The 15,915-nt window shown below is 70.0% G+C and carries 19 protein-coding genes and 1 pseudogene; 16 read left to right on the forward strand and 4 right to left on the reverse strand.

The annotated features are described in order from the left end of the window. The first annotated feature begins 369 nt into the window (after positions 1-369). Together AC07DU_RS28790 and AC07DU_RS28795 are read left to right on the forward strand one after the other, a co-directional pair. The gene (locus AC07DU_RS28790) at positions 370-582 is read left to right on the forward strand and encodes a cold-shock protein (RefSeq protein WP_360897542.1); all 213 of its coding nucleotides are present in this window, start codon (positions 370-372) and stop codon (positions 580-582) included. A gap of 464 nt (positions 583-1,046) precedes the next feature. After that, complete coding sequence (locus AC07DU_RS28795) at positions 1,047-1,571, forward strand: peptidylprolyl isomerase (protein ID WP_479114580.1); 525 nt, start codon at positions 1,047-1,049, stop codon at positions 1,569-1,571. 578 nt (positions 1,572-2,149) lie between these two features. On the opposite strand, the gene AC07DU_RS28800 is transcribed toward AC07DU_RS28795, so the two are convergent. Next, positions 2,150-3,127, reverse strand: coding sequence for an ArsR/SmtB family transcription factor (locus tag AC07DU_RS28800; RefSeq protein WP_479114582.1), 978 nt, complete (start codon positions 3,125-3,127; stop codon positions 2,150-2,152). A gap of 84 nt (positions 3,128-3,211) precedes the next feature. Here AC07DU_RS28800 and AC07DU_RS28805 point away from each other — a divergent pair, with 84 nt between their 5' ends. From AC07DU_RS28805 to AC07DU_RS28820, 4 genes and pseudogenes are all read left to right on the forward strand, one after another. After that, entirely contained in the window at positions 3,212-4,348 is a 1,137-nt protein-coding gene (locus AC07DU_RS28805) for an alpha/beta fold hydrolase (RefSeq protein ID WP_479114584.1), read from the forward strand. A 66-nt stretch (positions 4,349-4,414) separates the two neighbouring features. After that, positions 4,415-4,541, forward strand: a pseudogene (locus AC07DU_RS28810) (IS21-like element helper ATPase IstB); the annotation flags it as partial. A gap of 390 nt (positions 4,542-4,931) precedes the next feature. Further along, positions 4,932-5,318 carry a hypothetical protein gene (locus AC07DU_RS28815; protein ID WP_479114632.1) on the forward strand — a complete coding sequence of 129 codons (387 nt, stop codon included), beginning with the start codon at positions 4,932-4,934 and terminating at the stop codon, positions 5,316-5,318. Then, a complete protein-coding gene (locus tag AC07DU_RS28820; RefSeq protein ID WP_479114586.1) occupies positions 5,315-5,956 on the forward strand; it encodes an OmpA family protein in 642 nt (213 codons plus the stop codon). Before AC07DU_RS28815 ends, AC07DU_RS28820 begins: the two co-directional genes overlap by 4 nt. Before the next feature lie 308 nt (positions 5,957-6,264). On the opposite strand, the gene AC07DU_RS28825 is transcribed toward AC07DU_RS28820, so the two are convergent. Continuing rightward, positions 6,265-6,585: a hypothetical protein gene (locus AC07DU_RS28825; protein ID WP_479114588.1), complete on the reverse strand. Its 321-nt coding sequence runs from the start codon at positions 6,583-6,585 to the stop codon at positions 6,265-6,267. A 20-nt stretch (positions 6,586-6,605) separates the two neighbouring features. Here AC07DU_RS28825 and AC07DU_RS28830 point away from each other — a divergent pair, with 20 nt between their 5' ends. After that, positions 6,606-7,292 (forward strand): hypothetical protein, encoded by a 687-nt coding sequence (locus AC07DU_RS28830; RefSeq protein ID WP_479114590.1) that lies wholly within the window; start codon positions 6,606-6,608, stop codon positions 7,290-7,292. A gap of 206 nt (positions 7,293-7,498) precedes the next feature. Here AC07DU_RS28830 and AC07DU_RS28835 read toward each other — a convergent pair whose 3' ends face one another. Both AC07DU_RS28835 and AC07DU_RS28840 read right to left on the reverse strand, forming a co-directional pair. Continuing rightward, entirely contained in the window at positions 7,499-8,032 is a 534-nt protein-coding gene (locus AC07DU_RS28835; protein ID WP_479114592.1) for a hypothetical protein, read from the reverse strand. An 80-nt stretch (positions 8,033-8,112) separates the two neighbouring features. Beyond that, entirely contained in the window at positions 8,113-8,454 is a 342-nt protein-coding gene (locus AC07DU_RS28840; RefSeq protein ID WP_479114594.1) for a hypothetical protein, read from the reverse strand. 366 nt (positions 8,455-8,820) lie between these two features. On the opposite strand from AC07DU_RS28840, the gene AC07DU_RS28845 reads away from it, so the two are divergent. The 9 genes from AC07DU_RS28845 (at position 8,821) to AC07DU_RS28885 (ending at position 15,683) form a co-directional block, all read left to right on the forward strand. Further along, positions 8,821-9,126 (forward strand): hypothetical protein, encoded by a 306-nt coding sequence (locus tag AC07DU_RS28845; protein WP_479114596.1) that lies wholly within the window; start codon positions 8,821-8,823, stop codon positions 9,124-9,126. 48 nt (positions 9,127-9,174) lie between these two features. Next, positions 9,175-9,765 carry an RHS repeat-associated core domain-containing protein gene (locus AC07DU_RS28850; RefSeq protein WP_479114598.1) on the forward strand — a complete coding sequence of 197 codons (591 nt, stop codon included), beginning with the start codon at positions 9,175-9,177 and terminating at the stop codon, positions 9,763-9,765. 17 nt (positions 9,766-9,782) lie between these two features. Then, entirely contained in the window at positions 9,783-10,271 is a 489-nt protein-coding gene (locus tag AC07DU_RS28855; protein ID WP_479114600.1) for a hypothetical protein, read from the forward strand. 108 nt (positions 10,272-10,379) lie between these two features. Next, on the forward strand, positions 10,380-11,198 hold the full coding sequence (locus AC07DU_RS28860; RefSeq protein ID WP_479114602.1) for a hypothetical protein: 819 nt from the start codon (positions 10,380-10,382) through the stop codon (positions 11,196-11,198). 189 nt (positions 11,199-11,387) lie between these two features. Continuing rightward, positions 11,388-11,702, forward strand: a complete 315-nt coding sequence (locus AC07DU_RS28865; RefSeq protein ID WP_479114604.1) for a hypothetical protein — start codon at positions 11,388-11,390, stop codon at positions 11,700-11,702. 137 nt (positions 11,703-11,839) lie between these two features. Further along, a complete protein-coding gene (locus AC07DU_RS28870; RefSeq protein WP_479114606.1) occupies positions 11,840-12,145 on the forward strand; it encodes a DUF6247 family protein in 306 nt (101 codons plus the stop codon). Beyond that, positions 12,142-12,405 (forward strand): hypothetical protein, encoded by a 264-nt coding sequence (locus AC07DU_RS28875; protein ID WP_479114608.1) that lies wholly within the window; start codon positions 12,142-12,144, stop codon positions 12,403-12,405. Before AC07DU_RS28870 ends, AC07DU_RS28875 begins: the two co-directional genes overlap by 4 nt. An 877-nt stretch (positions 12,406-13,282) precedes the next feature. Then, positions 13,283-15,454 (forward strand): NB-ARC domain-containing protein, encoded by a 2,172-nt coding sequence (locus AC07DU_RS28880; protein ID WP_479114610.1) that lies wholly within the window; start codon positions 13,283-13,285, stop codon positions 15,452-15,454. After that, entirely contained in the window at positions 15,420-15,683 is a 264-nt protein-coding gene (locus tag AC07DU_RS28885) for a hypothetical protein (protein ID WP_479114612.1), read from the forward strand. The genes AC07DU_RS28880 and AC07DU_RS28885 overlap by 35 nt, the downstream gene beginning before the upstream one ends. Positions 15,684-15,915: the final 232 nt, after the last annotated feature.

Below are 15,915 nucleotides of genomic sequence, written 5' to 3' on the forward strand. Positions count from 1 at the left end.
TCCGCTCTCGCACGCCTCCGGCAAGCATGTTTGCGCTGGTCATATGACAAGGTCTGTGGGCCGCGAGACGAGCTGCCTGACTACGTGACCCCATAAGACCCGTTTCTCCGATGATCCACCGGTAGCCGGTTCCCTGCGGCCAAGGCCGCTGACCACCGCAGCAGTGCGCGCCGGCACCTCACCTCAACCGGCCTGAAAGGGCCGTGGCCGCACATGGCGGCGCCCGCGTGCCTATGCCCCGGTGCGCCAGGTCCGCCCGATTGCCAGCCAACAACCTTCAAGTCCCCGTGTCAGTCGTCACCAGCGGGGATGATCACCCTGTTGGGCATCCCTACGCCCAACCGGTGTACGTGGATCGAAGGAGTGGACATGTCTGAGCGACAGAGCGGCACTGTGAAATGGTTCAACGACGAGAAGGGGTTCGGCTTCATCACCCCAGAGAGCGGCCCTGACCTCTTCGTGCACTTCAGGGCGATCCAAGGCAACGGCTTCAAGAGCCTCAAGGAAGGCCAGAAGGTCACGTTCGTCGCGGTGCAGGGGCAGAAGGGCATGCAGGCGGACGAGGTCATCGCAGAGGCGTAAGCCCCCGCCCGCTCTCCGTTTGTCCCACTGCGCGGCACACACCGGTGGGCGGTGTGGCCAAACGCCCGGCTGTACGCCCGACGCTTGCGACCTCGTTTCCCCCGAAACGAGGCCGCCCGACGTGGAGCGCCGCCAAGAACCCGCGGTCACCAGCGCAAACGGCGGTCTAGTTTGCCGGTTGTTGGTGACTATTCCCGCTGACCAAACCCACGCCTAGACTGCGACCGCTCCAGGACTTGGCGATCATCGGGAGGACGTGCGAGATGAAACGGGCACTGATCAGCACATTCGCGGCAGTGGCGTTAGTCGTGTCCGGGGGGAGTGTCGCCACCGCTTCCGACGGCGCTGCGCCGCGCACCACGCACGGCCCTTGCCAGTACACACAGACCCCGGACGAGCCGCCGGCGCGCCCCGTTCCGCTGCCGCCCGACCCGCGGCGCACCCCCAGTCGCGGCACGGTTGATATGGCTGTTCCGACCAGCCAGGGCCCGCTCCCGCTGCACTTGGACCGGGCCAAGGCGCCGTGCACGGTCCAGAGTTTCCTGCACCTGGCACGGCATGGGTTCTACGACCGTACGGTGTGCCACCGTCTGACGGCGTACCCGACGCTGAAGGTCCTGCAGTGCGGCGACCCGACCGCTACCGGTGAGGGCGGGCCCGGGTACAAGTACAAGGACGAGCTGCCGGTGGACCTGCCGCCGGCACCGACCGATCCGACCGGCGCGCGCCGCCTCTACGGGCGCGGCCTGCTGGCGATGGCCAACGCCGGTCCGCACACGAACGGTTCCCAGTTCTTCGTCGTTTACGGCGATTCCGCGCTGCGACCGAACTACACGGTGTTCGGCACGGTCGGCGCCGACGGCCTGACGACACTCGACAAAGTCGCCGCCGGAGGCATCGAACCGACCGCGGAGGACCCGGCACCGGTCGACGGCACACCCGTGCTGCGGACCGAGCTGCTCCGCGTCCGGCCGTCCTGCCAGCATTGACGCACCGCGGCGTGGCCACGTCGGTGCTGTGGGGGACACCCGCGTGACCACGCGCTGTAGGCGGAGAGCTCGGGGGGCGAGGGCGGTAGCGGCGCGAGGCGAAGGGCCGGCTCACGGCGGGTGAGGTAACCGCAGCGGTAGACACAGCAGTGAGCCGGTCGCGGCAGACGCTGTGTGACGTGTGCCCGTGGGGGACTGGACGGTGACCATTGCATGGCGCCACGCACCCGGAAGAGCGGGAGGTCGTTCTCCGTTCGTTCAGTGCTGCGGAGAGTGCAGCCCGGGGTCGTCACAAGGAGTCCCCGATGGGTATCCGCAACGTCCTGCGTGCCGCTGCTGCGGCTTCGGTGTTGGCTTTCCGCGTCGTGACCGGGGGTGGTATTGCCGCTGCGTAGTAGGCGAGCAGCATGGCGCTGGAGGTTGCGCGCCCGCGTCCACCTTCGACGCGATGTCGTCGGCCTACTCGTCCCAGAGCCCGACGGCGGCCAGGGCCTGGAAGACCGTGAACCGCGCCGCCGTGGCCTCGTGCTGGTGGTCGCTGATGCGGGCCGTGCGGCAAGCGCGTCACCCTGCCCGGGTCAGCCGTCGGCGGTGCCGCCGGTCAGCAGCAGCTCCGCCAAGGGCGTTCGCGCGTGGTGCACCGAACGGCCCGTGCGCTGGGTGGTGAGGAGACCAGCGGCGCGCAGGGCCGAGGCGTGGGCTGAGGCCGTGGCGTTGCTGACGCCGATGCGGCGGGCCAGTCCTGTGGTCGTACGTGCTTCGTCCAACGAGCGCAGGATCGCGAGCCGGGTGCGCCCGAGGACTCCCGCGAGGGGCTCGCCCGCTCGGCCGCCCCTTTCCGGGACGAGCGGCAGCCCCCGGCCTGCCGGGTAGGTGAGCACCGTGGGGCGGTCCGGCAGGTGCTGAACGAGTGGGTCACGACGCCAGTGGAATGTCGGGCGCAGGATCATTCCGCGTCCCCCGAGGTGTATCTCTCGCATACCCCCGGCGCCCGGCCTGGGCCATTCCCAGACTCCGTCGCGCAGCCGTGACCCCGGCGCCAGGTCGGTCAGGGTGGCGCCGAGGCCGTGTTCGGCGACGGCTAGGGCATGGCGGGTGAACTCCGTCCGGTGCAGGTCCTGGACCAGGGGCCAGACCGGCGCGATGACCGTCTCGTGGGCCGCCCGCTGTGCCCGGCCGAGTGTCCGCCACGCGTCGGCGCTCCCGCCGTGCAGGGCACGGATCCACGGCGGGACCGGCCGTCGCGCGTACACCTGCTCGATCCCGGCCCGCACGGACTCCGGGCGGGCGGCCCTGATCAGCGCGACCCCCTCGTCCAGCGTGTCACCGAGGACGTCGAGGAAGGCGGGGGCCAGCCCGTCCGGCACCAGGTCCGCGAGCGGTCCGACCGCGCTCGGCAGGCTCCGCAGCAGTCTGTTCCGCCAGCGCCCGAACAGCAGTTCCTCATGCGGGGCGCCCAGCATCATCAGGGCAGCGTGCAGCTCGGGTACCGGCGAGGGCCGCGGCGCGAACCGTACCCGGGCGAAATCGTCCGCCGTGAAATGGATCCGTATCACGCACATCTCCCTGTTCCACGCAAGCCTTTCGGGCCCGGCCGCAAGCTTCGCCCCGGCACCGCGCCCGCTCCCAGGATGCCGTCCATGACCATTCCCTCCACGCCCGGCCGCCGTTCCTTCGCCAAGGGCGCCCTCGCCGGCGCCGCCGCCCTGTTCCTCGCAACGGCCGCCCCCGGCTCCGCCTCGGCTACCGGGCGTTCCGGCGCGCCCCTCCTCCGACTGCCCGCACCCACCGGCCCGTACCCCGTCGGCGCCCAGGTCCTCCACCTCGTCGACCGCTCCCGCAACGACCCGTGGCAGCCCGAGATCGGCGTACGCGAGCTCATGGTCACCATCCTGCGGCCTGCCGTGCCCGGCCGTGGCTTCCCGCGCGTTCCGCAGCTCACGCCCGGCGCCGCCGCAGAGTTCGCCTTCCTCGCCCACCTGGTCCGTCCGCACCTGCCGGCGACGGGGGTCGACTGGGCGGCGACCCTCACCCATGCCCGGGCCGGGGCCCCGCCGTTGCCCGGCCGGCGCCCCGCGCTGCTCTACAGCCCCGGCGGCGGCGACGCCCGCACGATGGGCAGCTCCCTGGCGATCGACCTCGCCTCCCACGGCTGGACCGTCGCCACCGTCGACCACCCCGGAGACGCGAGCGAGGTGGAGTTCCCCGACAAGCAGCCGGGACGCGACCGGATCCGGACGACCGTGCTGCGCCCGGACCTCGACGCGGCGACCTTCCGCACCATGATCGACACACGGGTCGCCGACCTCCGCTTCATCCTCGACACCCTCGGCCTGACCCGGGTCGGGATCTACGGACACTCCGCGGGCGGCACCGCCGCCACGCAGGCGCTCCACGAGGACCGGCGAGTTGCGGCCGCCGTCAACCTGGAGGGCTACCTCGACCAGATGGACGGCGAACTCCTCCCGGTGGCCCGGCAGGGGACGGACCGGCCGCTGCTCCTGGCCGGCACCGACGGCTTCCGCAACGCCCGGCTGGACCGGTCCTGGGCAGCCCTCCTCGCCCACGCGGGCCCCGTGACCCGGCGGCAGCTCTACGACAGCCACCACTGGGCCTTCACCGACTACGCGGCCCTCGCCCCCCAGCTCCACGCGGCCGGCCTGATGACAGCTGCCGGACGCGCCGCCATGGTCGGGCGGGCAGACCCGCGCGTCACCGTGCCCGCCGTTCGCGACCTCGTACGGTCGTTCTTCACCCGTCACATGCCAGGGAGCTGACGGTTTGTTCGGGGTGGTCGTGGAGTGTGAGCTGGGCTGTGTGTGGTGTGTTGAGTGTGGCTGGGTCTCGGCTACATGGAACTCGACCGCCGCGGCGCCGAACCCCTCTTCCAGGTCTGACCGAACGCGAGGAGGAGAACAGCGTCGCGTCGCCATTGCCTCCACCGAGTCCTTCGGCGGGCGGACCAAGACGTGCCCACGGGCCGGTCTGCAAGGGCGACCGGCCGGCCGACCTGCGCTCTGGTGGTGGGGGCTTGTGCAGAGGTGCAGGGGTGCGATCCACGCCACCCGGCGTAGCGTTCGCATAAGCTACTTGCAATGTGTTGCAGTGGATGGGGAGCCAGGGGGAAACATGATGCATGAGATGCAGGGTCGTACTGCTTTTAGGCACCGAAGTTGGCACGAGATTACCCAAGTCCGGGTGAAGACGGGCGCCGTAGGCATCATTGCGGCCGTAATGCTTTCACTGAGCGGGTGCGGGGGTGGCGACTCGGGTGGTTCGCCAAGCGGGAAGAAGCCGGCCGCCGAACAGCCGGGTACCCAAAAGCCGGCCGGCGCCGACTCCGAGGGCAAGGGTCTGGAGATGAAGGGCGCGAACGGCGCGGTCCTCACCATCCACTCCGTGCAGCGCTACAAGGGCGGTGTGGTGACCGTCCGCGGCGAGATGCGCAACGACGGCAAACAGGCGCTGAACACCGACCACTGGACCGGCGGTAACGATCTGTCGCTGAAGAACGGCTACTCCTCGTCGGGTGCCTCCCTTGCGGACCTCAAGGGCAAGAAGCGCTACTACCCGCTGCGGGACACCCAGGGCCACTGCCTGTGCACCCAGTTCCACCCGGTCTTCCAGCCCGGCGACAGGGCCCCGGTCTTCGTCCAGTTCCCGGCGCCTCCGGAGGGCACCACGGAGGTCGATTTCGCCATGCCGACCTTCGACACCGTCCCCGTCAAGATCACGGTCGCGCAGTGAGGCCGGCGACGACGGCAGCCACTGCTGCCGCCCGACTTGCGGCCTGTGCAATCACCGCCGTATGCCTGGCGACTTTCCTCGGTCTGCACGACGCCCCTGCGGCCCGGGCCGCTCCCTCGCCCAGCGCCTCGCCCGAGCCGCCGCCCGTCCCCGTCGATCCCCACGCCGAGGCCCTGGAACTGGAGAAGGGCGCGGAGCTGGCCCCTCCGGTCGTGGTCGATATTATTTCGGTCTCCGGAAACCTGTCCGGCGACTCGGGGCGCGCGGAATCGAGCGACGACATCAAGCTGACCCTCCAGTCCGAGGTCCTCTTCGCCAAGGACAGCGCGGAGCTGAGCGGCTCCGCCGGCGCCAGGATCACCGAGGTCGCCAACGAGATCAGGCAGAACGGCCCACGGAAGGTCACAGTCCGCGGCTTCACCGACAACCTGGGGACATACGCCCACGGCAAGGCCCTGTCCACGGAGCGCGCCGAGGCCGTACACAAGGCGCTCGCCGCGCAGTTGGGTGCTTCCGGGATCGCCTACGAGGTGGTCGGCAAGAGCGAGGACGACCCCGTTGCGGACAACTCCACCGAGGAGGGCCGGAAGAAGAACCGACGGGTGGAGATCTCCTTCGGGCGGGGGACCGAGGAGTAGGGCGCAGTCGGTCGACGGATTGTCCCCTGCCGAGGTCTCAGCTTCGACCAGCGGGTGCCGTATCTGATCGTCCCAGCAGACCCCGGTGTGCACGCGGGCCGGTGGCTGGCTGCCTCCGATTCCGCGCTCGATCAGCCACGCGGGCGGCCCTGGTGGCGGCCGCCGGGATGCGGCGGCCTCGCGTTCTTCGGCCGTGGCAAGAGCTCGTCCGATTGAGTTCGCCGCGCAGGGACGGTGATCAGACTCGGCAGCCGAGTCAGGCCGGGCCGCGGTACGGAACCGGTTCAGCTCCCGTACTGATGCCCGGATCACCCGGTCAGCGGCCCCAGGCGCCAACCCGGCAGATCCTTGTCCAGCCATTCCTCGACGGTCCGCCGCCACGGGTCGCTGGAGTCGGTGTCTAAGACATCAGCCCACGTGTCCGCCGCCAACTCCGGATCGATGACCAGGCTGTCGAGGTAGGCGTCGAAGCCGTCAGCCAGGTGCGGAAGTGGCTGGCGCAGGCGCGGGAGGACCGCCTGGAGCCGGTGCCTCCCGCAACGGCCTGCGGCCGGAGGGTCCGGGTCGTCCTCTAAGCTGACCGGCCGGGTGGTCTTGCGGCGCTCCGCCGTTCCGTCCGGACACCCCACCGTGCGCCAAGGGGAGGTACATGCGTCGCCGTCCTTTGTCCGCGCTTGCGGTGATCGCCGCCCTCGTCCTGGCGGCCGGTCTCGTGGGCGAGAACCCGTTGTTCGGCTGGGGGCACGGGGAGACGCTCGGCACGGCCCGGATCAGGGAGGTGCTTCCCCGGGGGACGGATGTCGCCGGATACCGTGTGGTGTCCGTCGAACCGGAACTCACCGATCAGCCCTCCCCCGACCGTGCGTGCGGCGCTGTGTCGTCGGCCCTCACCTCCCCGGACCACGCACCCTCAGCTGCAACCCGACTGACCCTCAGGGCCGTCGGAGAGACCGGGCACGGCGAGAGTGTCGTGTCCTACAGCTTCTCCGAGGATGACGCGAAGAGCGTCATGAAGAGCATCCGGGCAGCCCTCCCGAGCTGTGCGCACTACAACGCCTGGTACGCGGACCTCTATACGCGCCACGGTCTGAGGCCCACGCTGTCGCCCTACCGGGTGGGCGATGACAGGATCAGCTACCGCAGGCTCGACCCGCCGCCCGAGGACAATGCCTCGGAAGGCTCTCCGGTACCGATGGCGCCGGGACCGCTCCAGGAGCCAGGCCGCACGACGACGTTCGTCCGCACGGGCGGCGTGATCACCCGGTATCCGGACGCCGTGCCGCAGGCGGTGGTGGAAGACTTCACCGACCGCTTCCACCGGGCCGCGTCCGGCTGATGCCGCCCGGGGCGCTAGCGACGTGAGTCAAAGATTCGTCGGGCAGTAGGCGGCGACTTGTCGAGGATCTCCTCGGCAAGCAGACCGTCACCCGCGGGACCAGCCAGCGACACTGAGCACCGGGCCGACCTGCACCTTTCGACGGGTCACCGCCAACCATGCACGAGCTCGTCAGATCGAGACCCAGTATCGCTGGCCTCGTTCAACTAGAGCTGGTCCCCTACCGAGGCCGTTTTCGCAGGGTGCACCCCGCCACCGTCCTTCGCGTCTTGCGCACACGAACGCCCGTCTTCGGACTGATCGTTGGGGATCAGAAGCACTCCGGCAACCCGCTCAGGGTGCTCGACGGTAAGCCAGGCGTCACCCGTGCGGGTACCGTCTGGCTTGGACCACGCAGTGGACGAATAGATCGTCTCGCACATCAACGCCACACGCTTTTCGTCGACCGCGCAGGCCTGCACCGCAGGCCCGATCGCCCCCTCGGCAACGCCGTCGAAACGGTAGTGGAAGTGCGCCAGATTCCCCTCGTAGGGCGTCTGCGGATGGGGCTCGAGTCGCCACTCAACGACCTTGGCCGTAACCCCGACAGGCCGCTCGGACGTGTCCACGACCTGAACCGAGGCCCCAGCTTCAGCGCGCTCCGCCATCCGGTCGGTACAGCCCCAGCCGGCCGAACAACCGGTGAGGGCGAAACCAGTCAAAGCCAACGGAACAACGACAAGAACCCGTACGGAAAGCACTCGGACGACCTCCAGCCAGATGAAGCCGAGCAGTCTATAGCGCTTTCGGAAGAGCGGGTCGGCATCGCAGACGAGCCTCCTCAGAGGTCGACGCGATGTTCGGCAGCTGATGGGTCATCGACGGAGCCGTAGCGCAAGACGACGTGCGCCGGCCGGAACGGCAGGTCGCTGAGGATGGGTGCCATGACAGCGAAGAGTGCGTCGGCGTCCGGTCCGTAGGCGTAGATGACCACCTCGCCTCCTCCGTACTCGTTTCCGTCGAACTCGCCGACGTCGGCTTGCTCGATCGCCTCGGTCAGCAGGGATTGGGCCTGGCGGACGGCCTCCCGTTGGCTTGGCTCGCCGAGACCGTCATCGGCCAGTCGATAGTGAGCGATGACGGCATGCTCAACGTCGGTTTCTGCTTCGTCTGTGTCGGCCATGCGGGAACGATCTCATCTCGGACCGGCATCGTCGCCAGCCTGGCCTCCGGGACGCGGATCCTCGCGCAGGCCGTCGCGCGCCTGGTACGCGAAGGCGACGCGCTGGGGGGAGGAAGCACCAGCGCCGTGACGGCCGTAACCGGGGTACCCGACGAGTACCGGGCCCGGATCTACGCCCTGGCCTTCCAGAACGCTCTCGCTGGAGACCTCGATCGACTCCTGCGGCTCTGAATGGTTTGGCGCTGACCGCATCCGCCCCACCGCATTCCGCTGGGGTGACGCGACGGGGGAGGCCGTGCGCCGCCGGCGAGGTCCCGGCTGTAGGCGTCCGTCCGGTACCCACTGGATGACGGGCCTGCCAAGTGGGTGGGGCTTGGCATCCGGCCGGCGCACCCGGGGCCGGGCCTGTCCGTCTACGGCAAGGGGCTGCGGGTGGACGACGTCGGCGCGCACATGGAAGGCCACGGGACCGGGGTACGCGCCCGCCTGATCACCTACATGCCGACGGGGTACCGCTCCGAGCTGACCGGATGGAAGGACGCCACCCCCGTCACGGCGGCCATGACCAAGCTGTCCACCGTCGGGTGGAAGTGGATGGGCCGCCAGGAGTTCCCCTCACGGCGCGAAGCTGTGCGTCGAGTGCAACGTCGTACGGTGCGCGGTGCGCGGTGATCCACCGCTAGCCGGTTCCTGCGGCCGGAGCCACTGACCGGAGCAGCAGTGCGGGCCGTCACCCCTTACCGGGGATGCTACGCCAGTCCCGACCCGCTGGGCCTGGGCGCGGCCGCGAACCCCGTCGCGTTCGTGCTCAATCCCTACCGCTGGTCGGACCCCGAGGGCCTCATCGCCAAGGGCTGCACGGAGCACGGCGGCTGGTACAGCGGCCTCAGCCCGGCGAACCTCAAGAACGCGGACGGTACGCGGCGCACGGAGACCAATATGGAGGTCAACCACATCCCGGCGAAGAACGCGTACGCGCACCTGGACGAGCCCGGCTTCAAGACCAACAAGGACGGCGGCGGCGCCGGCATGGGCCCGGCGATCCGGATGGAGTACGACGACCACCGCGGGGTGACGAGCACCGGATCGAGTGCGGAGTCCATCAAGTGGCGGGCCGACCAGCGTGCGCTGATCGACGCCGGCCGGTGGGACCTCGCGATGAAGATGGACATCGACGAGATCCGGGAGTTGTACGGCGACAAGTACGACACGCACATCGCGGACATGGTCGAGAGCCTCAAGGTGAACAAGAAGTTCCAGAAGATGCTCGGGAAACGGGACTGGATAATAGACTACGAAGTGCTCAAGTAGGCAATCGGAGAAGCAATATGGATCTGCTCCTGACACCGCCGACCGCCGCCGGGCCCGTGCACCTCGGTAGTACGTACGAAGAGGCCCTGGCCGCGCTGCAGCCCTGGGGCGAGCCCCGGGTCGTCGGCCCCACCTCCCGGCGCGCGCGCCGGCTGGTGGGCGACGTCGACGGGGTCGGCTACACGGTCTTCCTCGATGCGGATGACCACGTGACGGCCGTGGAACTGTGGTGGCCCGGCGAGGGCCGCGGGAGCGCCACGCGCGTCCTCCTGGACGGGCACGACGTCTTCAGGGACCCCGCCGAAACGATCCTCGCGGAGCTCGCCGAGCGCGGCTGCGCCGTGGACGCCGAGGACCCGGAGAATGTCGTGGTCCCGGGCGTCTCCCTGGGCTTCACCCGCCAGACCTCCCAGGAAGTCCCCCGCGGCCCGCACGGCTTGCCCGTCTCTTTCACCTCGGTCCTCGTCGCGGGCAAGGACTACTACGACTTCCGCAACGCGCAGTAGCGGAGCGGGCGGTCGGCGCGACGGCGGTGGAACCCGGTGAGGTCGTGTTCGGGTTCGGGCGGCGCGCGTGCTTAGGATGCGGCGGACCGGCTGACGGAGGCCCTCGGGGTGCCGCTCCCGATCCTCCGGCCGCGGGCGACCGCCTCGGCTGTCGGCCACCTCGTCAAGGCCGGCCTCCTGGTCTACCTCGGCGGGGACACGCAGTTCCCCGACGTCCACCCGGACCAGGTGGCCGCGCTCTGCCGCCGCCGGGACCTGCCCGCCCTCCTCGACCGGCACGTACCCCTCGGCCCGGACCAGGCCGCCGTCCGCCTCGGGGTGCGCCGTACCGACTTCGACCATGTGGTGCGGCTCGGCTGGCTGGCCCCGATCGGCACCGTGGCCATCGAATACAAGCGGCAGGGCGGGGTGACCACGGTCCCCCTGTACGACGCCCAGGACGTCGCGCTCCTGGAGGTGGTCCGCCCTTCCGTGGACTGGCGGGCCGTGCGCACCGCCCGCGCTGGCCGCCGCTCCCCGCTCGCCGGTCTCAACCCGGTCGCCCCGGGTGGTGACCGGGTGTTGTTGGCGGAGGTGGCGCGGATCGCCAGGGTGGGCCGGGCCGCGGTGGTGAACTGGCGCCGCCGGCACCCCGACTTCCCCGACCCGGTGGCCGGTACGGACGTGCACCCGCAGTTCGACCGCCGCGCGGTCGTGGCCTCCCTCCTCGCCCACGACAAGATCGAAGTACCCACCGGGCCGACGATCGCCGCCCTAGTGCTGGCCGGGGCTGCAGGCGCCACGCACCGGTTCCGCCTCGATGCCCCGTGGCTGTCCCTGGCCGACGACGCGGCCGGCGAGGACTGCCTGTCCGGCTGGTCCACCGACGACGACACCGACGTGCTGGCCCTGGGCGTGGGGAGTTCGCGGCGTCGCTGCGCCGGCTGACCGCGCCCGGTACCGGCCCGCTGGCGGTGCCGGGGGAGGTGCGGGTGATCGAACGGTTCCGGTCCGGATCGGGGGGCCTGCGCCTCACGCTGGCGTGGCCCGCCGGACTGCGCGGCACCGACCGCCTCAGGGCTGGCGGGCGGGGTGGTCCGCCACGGCGTCGCGTACGCGGGTCCGGGCGAGGGGTGCGTGTGCAGGCGGCACGACTGCGGCGGGGTGGTGCCCGTCTCCTGGTGCGCCGAGCACGGCGACGCGGTGGCGCCGGTGTTGGAGTGGCACCCCGGCGGCGGGATCCGCTGCACCGACCTGTCCCGGTCACGCCGCCTCGCGGCCGGCGCTGGCAGACTGACCGTCATCACGGATGACGAGAAGGCCGACGTCCTGCGCGACGCCCTCGAGGCCTACTTGGGCGACGTCGATGCCGAGGACATGGACTCCGACGACCTGGCGTGGACGCAGGTGAGCGCCCTTCGCCGTGCGGAAGCGGCGAAGCGCCCGGCGTGAAGGTGCTGTTCCGCCCCGCCTGCTGCTACCCCGCAGCGCGGCAGCAGACGGGTCCGGGCTGCAGTATCCGTCCGAACCTCCACGGCCCAGGCCAGGTCGTTCTACGGTGGCGGTAGCACCCCGCCGAGGAGGAGCCGATGAGCGCCCAGCCCGACCACACCCCCACCACCCCGTACGCACCCGCACCCGGCGCTGCGGCCGAACTCCTCGCCCAGCTCAGGGCGGACCGCCGTGCTGAGCAGTGGGTGCCGGCTTTCGAGCGGGACTGGACGAAGGCGCTGGAGGACGCCCGCCACGCGTTCAGCCTCACCCCTCTGCACGAAGTGGTGCGCACCTGGCAGCTGCGGGTTGCCGCGGCCCCGGCCGTGGACGCCTTCATGGACTCCGGCCAGGACGACTCCGACTTCGTGGACCTCGATGACGTCCTCGGCGGCCGCCCGTGACCGACGAACAGCCATGGGCGGTGCGCCTGTCCCCGCAGGCCGCGAAGACCCTGGCCGAGCTCCCCGACCCGGCACGGGAGATGGTCCGCGACGTCCTGGACATCGCGGTGCGCTCCCCGTGGGGCTGGCCGCAGTGGAACGCGGGCGATCCTGAGGGCGAAGACGTCCGCGCCGCGTCCGTGGGGCAGCTCTCCGTCGTCTACGTGGCCAACCGGCTCACCCGGCGGCTGTCCGTCTTGGGCATCGTCTGGCTCGGCTAGGTCCTGGCTGCGCAGGCTTCCCCGGTTACTGGGCAGGTGCGGAACTCTGTGTGTGGCGGGGGCGAGGCAACGCGCCAGCCCGGACTTTTTGTGCGGTTCACCCCACAGGTGGGGAGTCTTCCCGGAGTATGGAACCGCGTTGCAGTGAGGCGGCTCTCGGCGCTGGTGCTGCGCCGAGGGGTTTGGACGGGGGAGGGGGCTTCTGTGTCGAGGAAGCAGCGGATCGCGGTGATGGTGGCCGCGATGGTGGGAATCGTCTCGACTCCTGTCATTTGGTTGCTTGACGGACCGGACACCGCAGGAGTCGTGGGCGCGTCAATTCAGGCCGCCACCGGAGTCGCGGCGCTGGCGTGGGCGTGGGCCCAGCCTCGGGCCGACACGCCAGGCGCGTCCGGGACACCGCGACTCAGACAGGGCGAGCGGAAGCCATCGGCGGCGGGCAAGCCCATACGGGCGTACGACGCAGTGCTGACGGCAGCCCTGGCACCGCTCGGGTTCAGGACACCGGTGACGCCATCTCGCGTGGCGCGGGTAGCAAGGCCGGCACCGGCATCGACTACACCGATTAGCACGGCCATGCAGGTAGAGCCAAGGCCGAACGCGACATGAGGTGGCGCCGAAGCAAGCAGCGTTCATCCCCTTCGAGGGACGATCTCGCGGCCTCCTCGGTCAGCGAGAGCGGTGACGCCATCGCGTCGGCAGCGGGCGCAGTGGCCGTCAGCGGCCATGTGGATCACCTGACGATCACCCACGCGGGTCCGCAAGGGCCAGTCCAGTGGCCGCTGCGCCTGGGATCGGTTCCTGCACTGGCATCTGCATTTCAGCAGCGGCCCGAAGTGCGCAACGCGATCGACCAAGCCGTCACCGGGCACACCGCGTGGTGCTGACCCAAGTTCTGTCCGGCGGCGGCGGTGTCGGCAAAACCCAACTCGCCTCCGCGTACGCCCACCAGGCCCTGGTCGAACGCGTCGACCTGGTGGTCTGGGTCGACGCCAGCGAAACGGACCAGGTGATCGCCCGCTACGCGGTCGCCGCCCACATCGTTGATGCCCCCAACGCACTGGCGGGTCGGACCGGCGAGCAACATGCCAGGGCATTTCTCCAGTGGCTCGCCACCACCAAACGATCATGGCTCGTCATCCTCGACGACATCACCGACCCGGATGCGATGCAGCCGTGGTGGCCGCCATCATCGGCATGGGGCTGCGGCCGGGTGGTGGCAACCACCCGGCGCCAGGATGCGGCCCTGTCCGGCGGGGGCCGGGCGGTTGTAGACATCGACACCTACAGCCCACAAGAAGCCCACACCTACCTTCGCGCCCGGCTCCGAGCCGCCCGCGCGGAGCATCTGCTGGACACGCAGACGCAAGCGCTGGCCGAGGCACTGGGCCATCTGCCCCTGGCGCTGTCCCACGCAGCCGCCTACATGATCAACGAGGACGTCCCGTACGCGGAGTACCTCCTCCGCTTCAACAGCAGTGCCGCGAAACTGGACGACCTGCTCCCGCGTTACGCGGACACCGAAGGCTACGGACGCCACGTCGCCGCCGCCCTCCTCCTCTCCCTCAACGTTGCCCAAGCCTGCGAACCTGTGGGCCTCGCCATTCCAGCGCTGCGCCTTGCCGCCGTTCTCGACCCGGCCGGGCATCCACGCGACCTCTGGGGAGGACAGGCGGTCATCGAGTACCTCACTGCCCACCGAACACCGATGCCGGCAGCGATGGCCGAGACGGGGTTCGCGGTCACGGGCTTCGGTGACGTCACCCCACCCCTCACCGCCGGCGCCACCGAGGCGGCCGGCCCCGAACAGGGCGAGGAGGCGCCGGCCGACAGCGGTGAGAGCGCGGAGGGCTCCAGTGCGGGCACCCCGTTCCGGGTGAAGCTGGAGATGGACAGCTTCTACGTCGAGCGGGCTGTGGGGGACCAGGGCGGCGGCCGGGACGAGATCTACTGGACCGCTGCCACCGGAGTCGGTGACAGCGATCGGGGCAGCGCCTTCATCTCGCAGGAGTTCGGAGCCGTCAAGAAGGGCGACACCCGGTCCTTCAACGCCGGCAGGAAGGTCTTCTTCGAAGGGCCCTCCAGCGGATTCGTCGGGACGACGATCTGCTGCTGGGAAGCCGACCAGAGCAACGCCGCGTGGTTCAGCGAGCTCCAGAAGGCCCTGCTCAAGGCCATCAAGTCCATCGACTACTACCTCATGGCCGCTGACATCCTGACGGGCTTCAGCATGCCTACGTGGGCGACGATCGCCTGGGAGGTCGGAAAGTCCTTCGTCACCTTCATGCACCTCTTCCGCAACTACGACGACCTCTCCTGTGTCCGCACCATCGGGCTGGACCGCCAGGACCTGGCGGTCCTGTCCCACCGCGGACAGACCGCCTGGCACTTCAACGGCGACGGCCACCACGAGCTGCGGGTGAAGTACACCGGCGACCCGGTGCCCTTCCCCGTCGGCACCCTCGAATACGCCGTCCGTACCGGGAGCAGCTGGAGCGCGCCGGTCACTCTTCCGTGGAAGAGCATCACCCCGCCCGCTCTGGCCTCCTTCGCCCAAAAGCTGTATGTCGCCTTTGTACGCGAGGACAAGGCAGTGATGTGGAGCCGCCTGGAGAACGGGGTGTGGCGCAAACCCGAACGGATCGTCCAGGACCAGAGCATCTTCGCCCCCGCCCTGTGCGCGTTCCGTAATGACCTGTTCTACGCGGTCACCGGCCTCAACGGCGGCCTCTACTGGCACACCTACACCGAGCCCCGCGACTGGAGCGGCGTCAGCGGGTGGGACAGCTACCGGTCGGGTTTCGCCCCTTCCATGGCCGCGATCCCCGGCAGGCTGTGGCTGACGCACGTCGGCACCGACGGCCTGCTCTACCACAACACCCACAACGGCGACGACTGGAGCCGTGCCCACCAGTCCAACGTCGACTGGCGGGTCAAGAGCCACCGCGATGGTCCCCCATGGAACCGGGCAGGTGTGGCGACTGGCCTGCGGACACGACAACAAGGCCCACTTCATGATCTCCGGCTCGGACACCGGCTGGCGCACTGACGTCTCCAAGGCCGACTGGAGCACCACCCGCGGGCTCGGCCTCACCGTCCACGAAGGCCAGATCTGGGCCATCCGCCAGGACACGGACGGCGCCCTGCGGGCCGCCACCTACACCGACGCCGCCCCATGGCGCGACGCCGGCTACGTCGGCGGGAAGCGCATCACCTCCCGGGGCGAGCCGACCGTGGCCTCCCACGCTGGCAAGCTGTACGTCATGTATCGCCGCTGACCCCGCGGAGTTCCGCTGGACGCATGAAGGAGGCCCGTCGGCGGGATGCCGGCGGGCCTCTTTCATGCTCCCGGTCGTCGTTGATCAAAGCTAGGTGAGTAGCCCATGCCGATATGGCGTGCACATGAGGCCCCGGGCCCAGATCGTTCTGGGGGTAGCAGTACCCCCGGCCGCCCCCACTACCGGCCGCCGTTCGGCCCTGTGAATGGGTGTGCTGGTGGCAGTGGGGTGG

Source organism: Streptomyces sp. NPDC045695, from assembly GCF_056432025.1.

Coding starts and splice junctions, on each gene's coding strand:
- AC07DU_RS28790 (WP_360897542.1), top strand. CDS start 370: ATGTCTGAGCGACAGAGCGGCACTGTGAAATGGTTCAACGACGAGAAG.
- AC07DU_RS28795 (WP_479114580.1), top strand. CDS start 1,047: ATGGCTGTTCCGACCAGCCAGGGCCCGCTCCCGCTGCACTTGGACCGG.
- AC07DU_RS28805 (WP_479114584.1), top strand. CDS start 3,212: ATGACCATTCCCTCCACGCCCGGCCGCCGTTCCTTCGCCAAGGGCGCC.
- AC07DU_RS28815 (WP_479114632.1), top strand. CDS start 4,932: ATGAAGGGCGCGAACGGCGCGGTCCTCACCATCCACTCCGTGCAGCGC.
- AC07DU_RS28830 (WP_479114590.1), top strand. CDS start 6,606: ATGCGTCGCCGTCCTTTGTCCGCGCTTGCGGTGATCGCCGCCCTCGTC.
- AC07DU_RS28840 (WP_479114594.1), bottom strand. CDS start 8,454: ATGGCCGACACAGACGAAGCAGAAACCGACGTTGAGCATGCCGTCATC.
- AC07DU_RS28855 (WP_479114600.1), top strand. CDS start 9,783: ATGGATCTGCTCCTGACACCGCCGACCGCCGCCGGGCCCGTGCACCTC.
- AC07DU_RS28870 (WP_479114606.1), top strand. CDS start 11,840: ATGAGCGCCCAGCCCGACCACACCCCCACCACCCCGTACGCACCCGCA.
- AC07DU_RS28885 (WP_479114612.1), top strand. CDS start 15,420: ATGATCTCCGGCTCGGACACCGGCTGGCGCACTGACGTCTCCAAGGCC.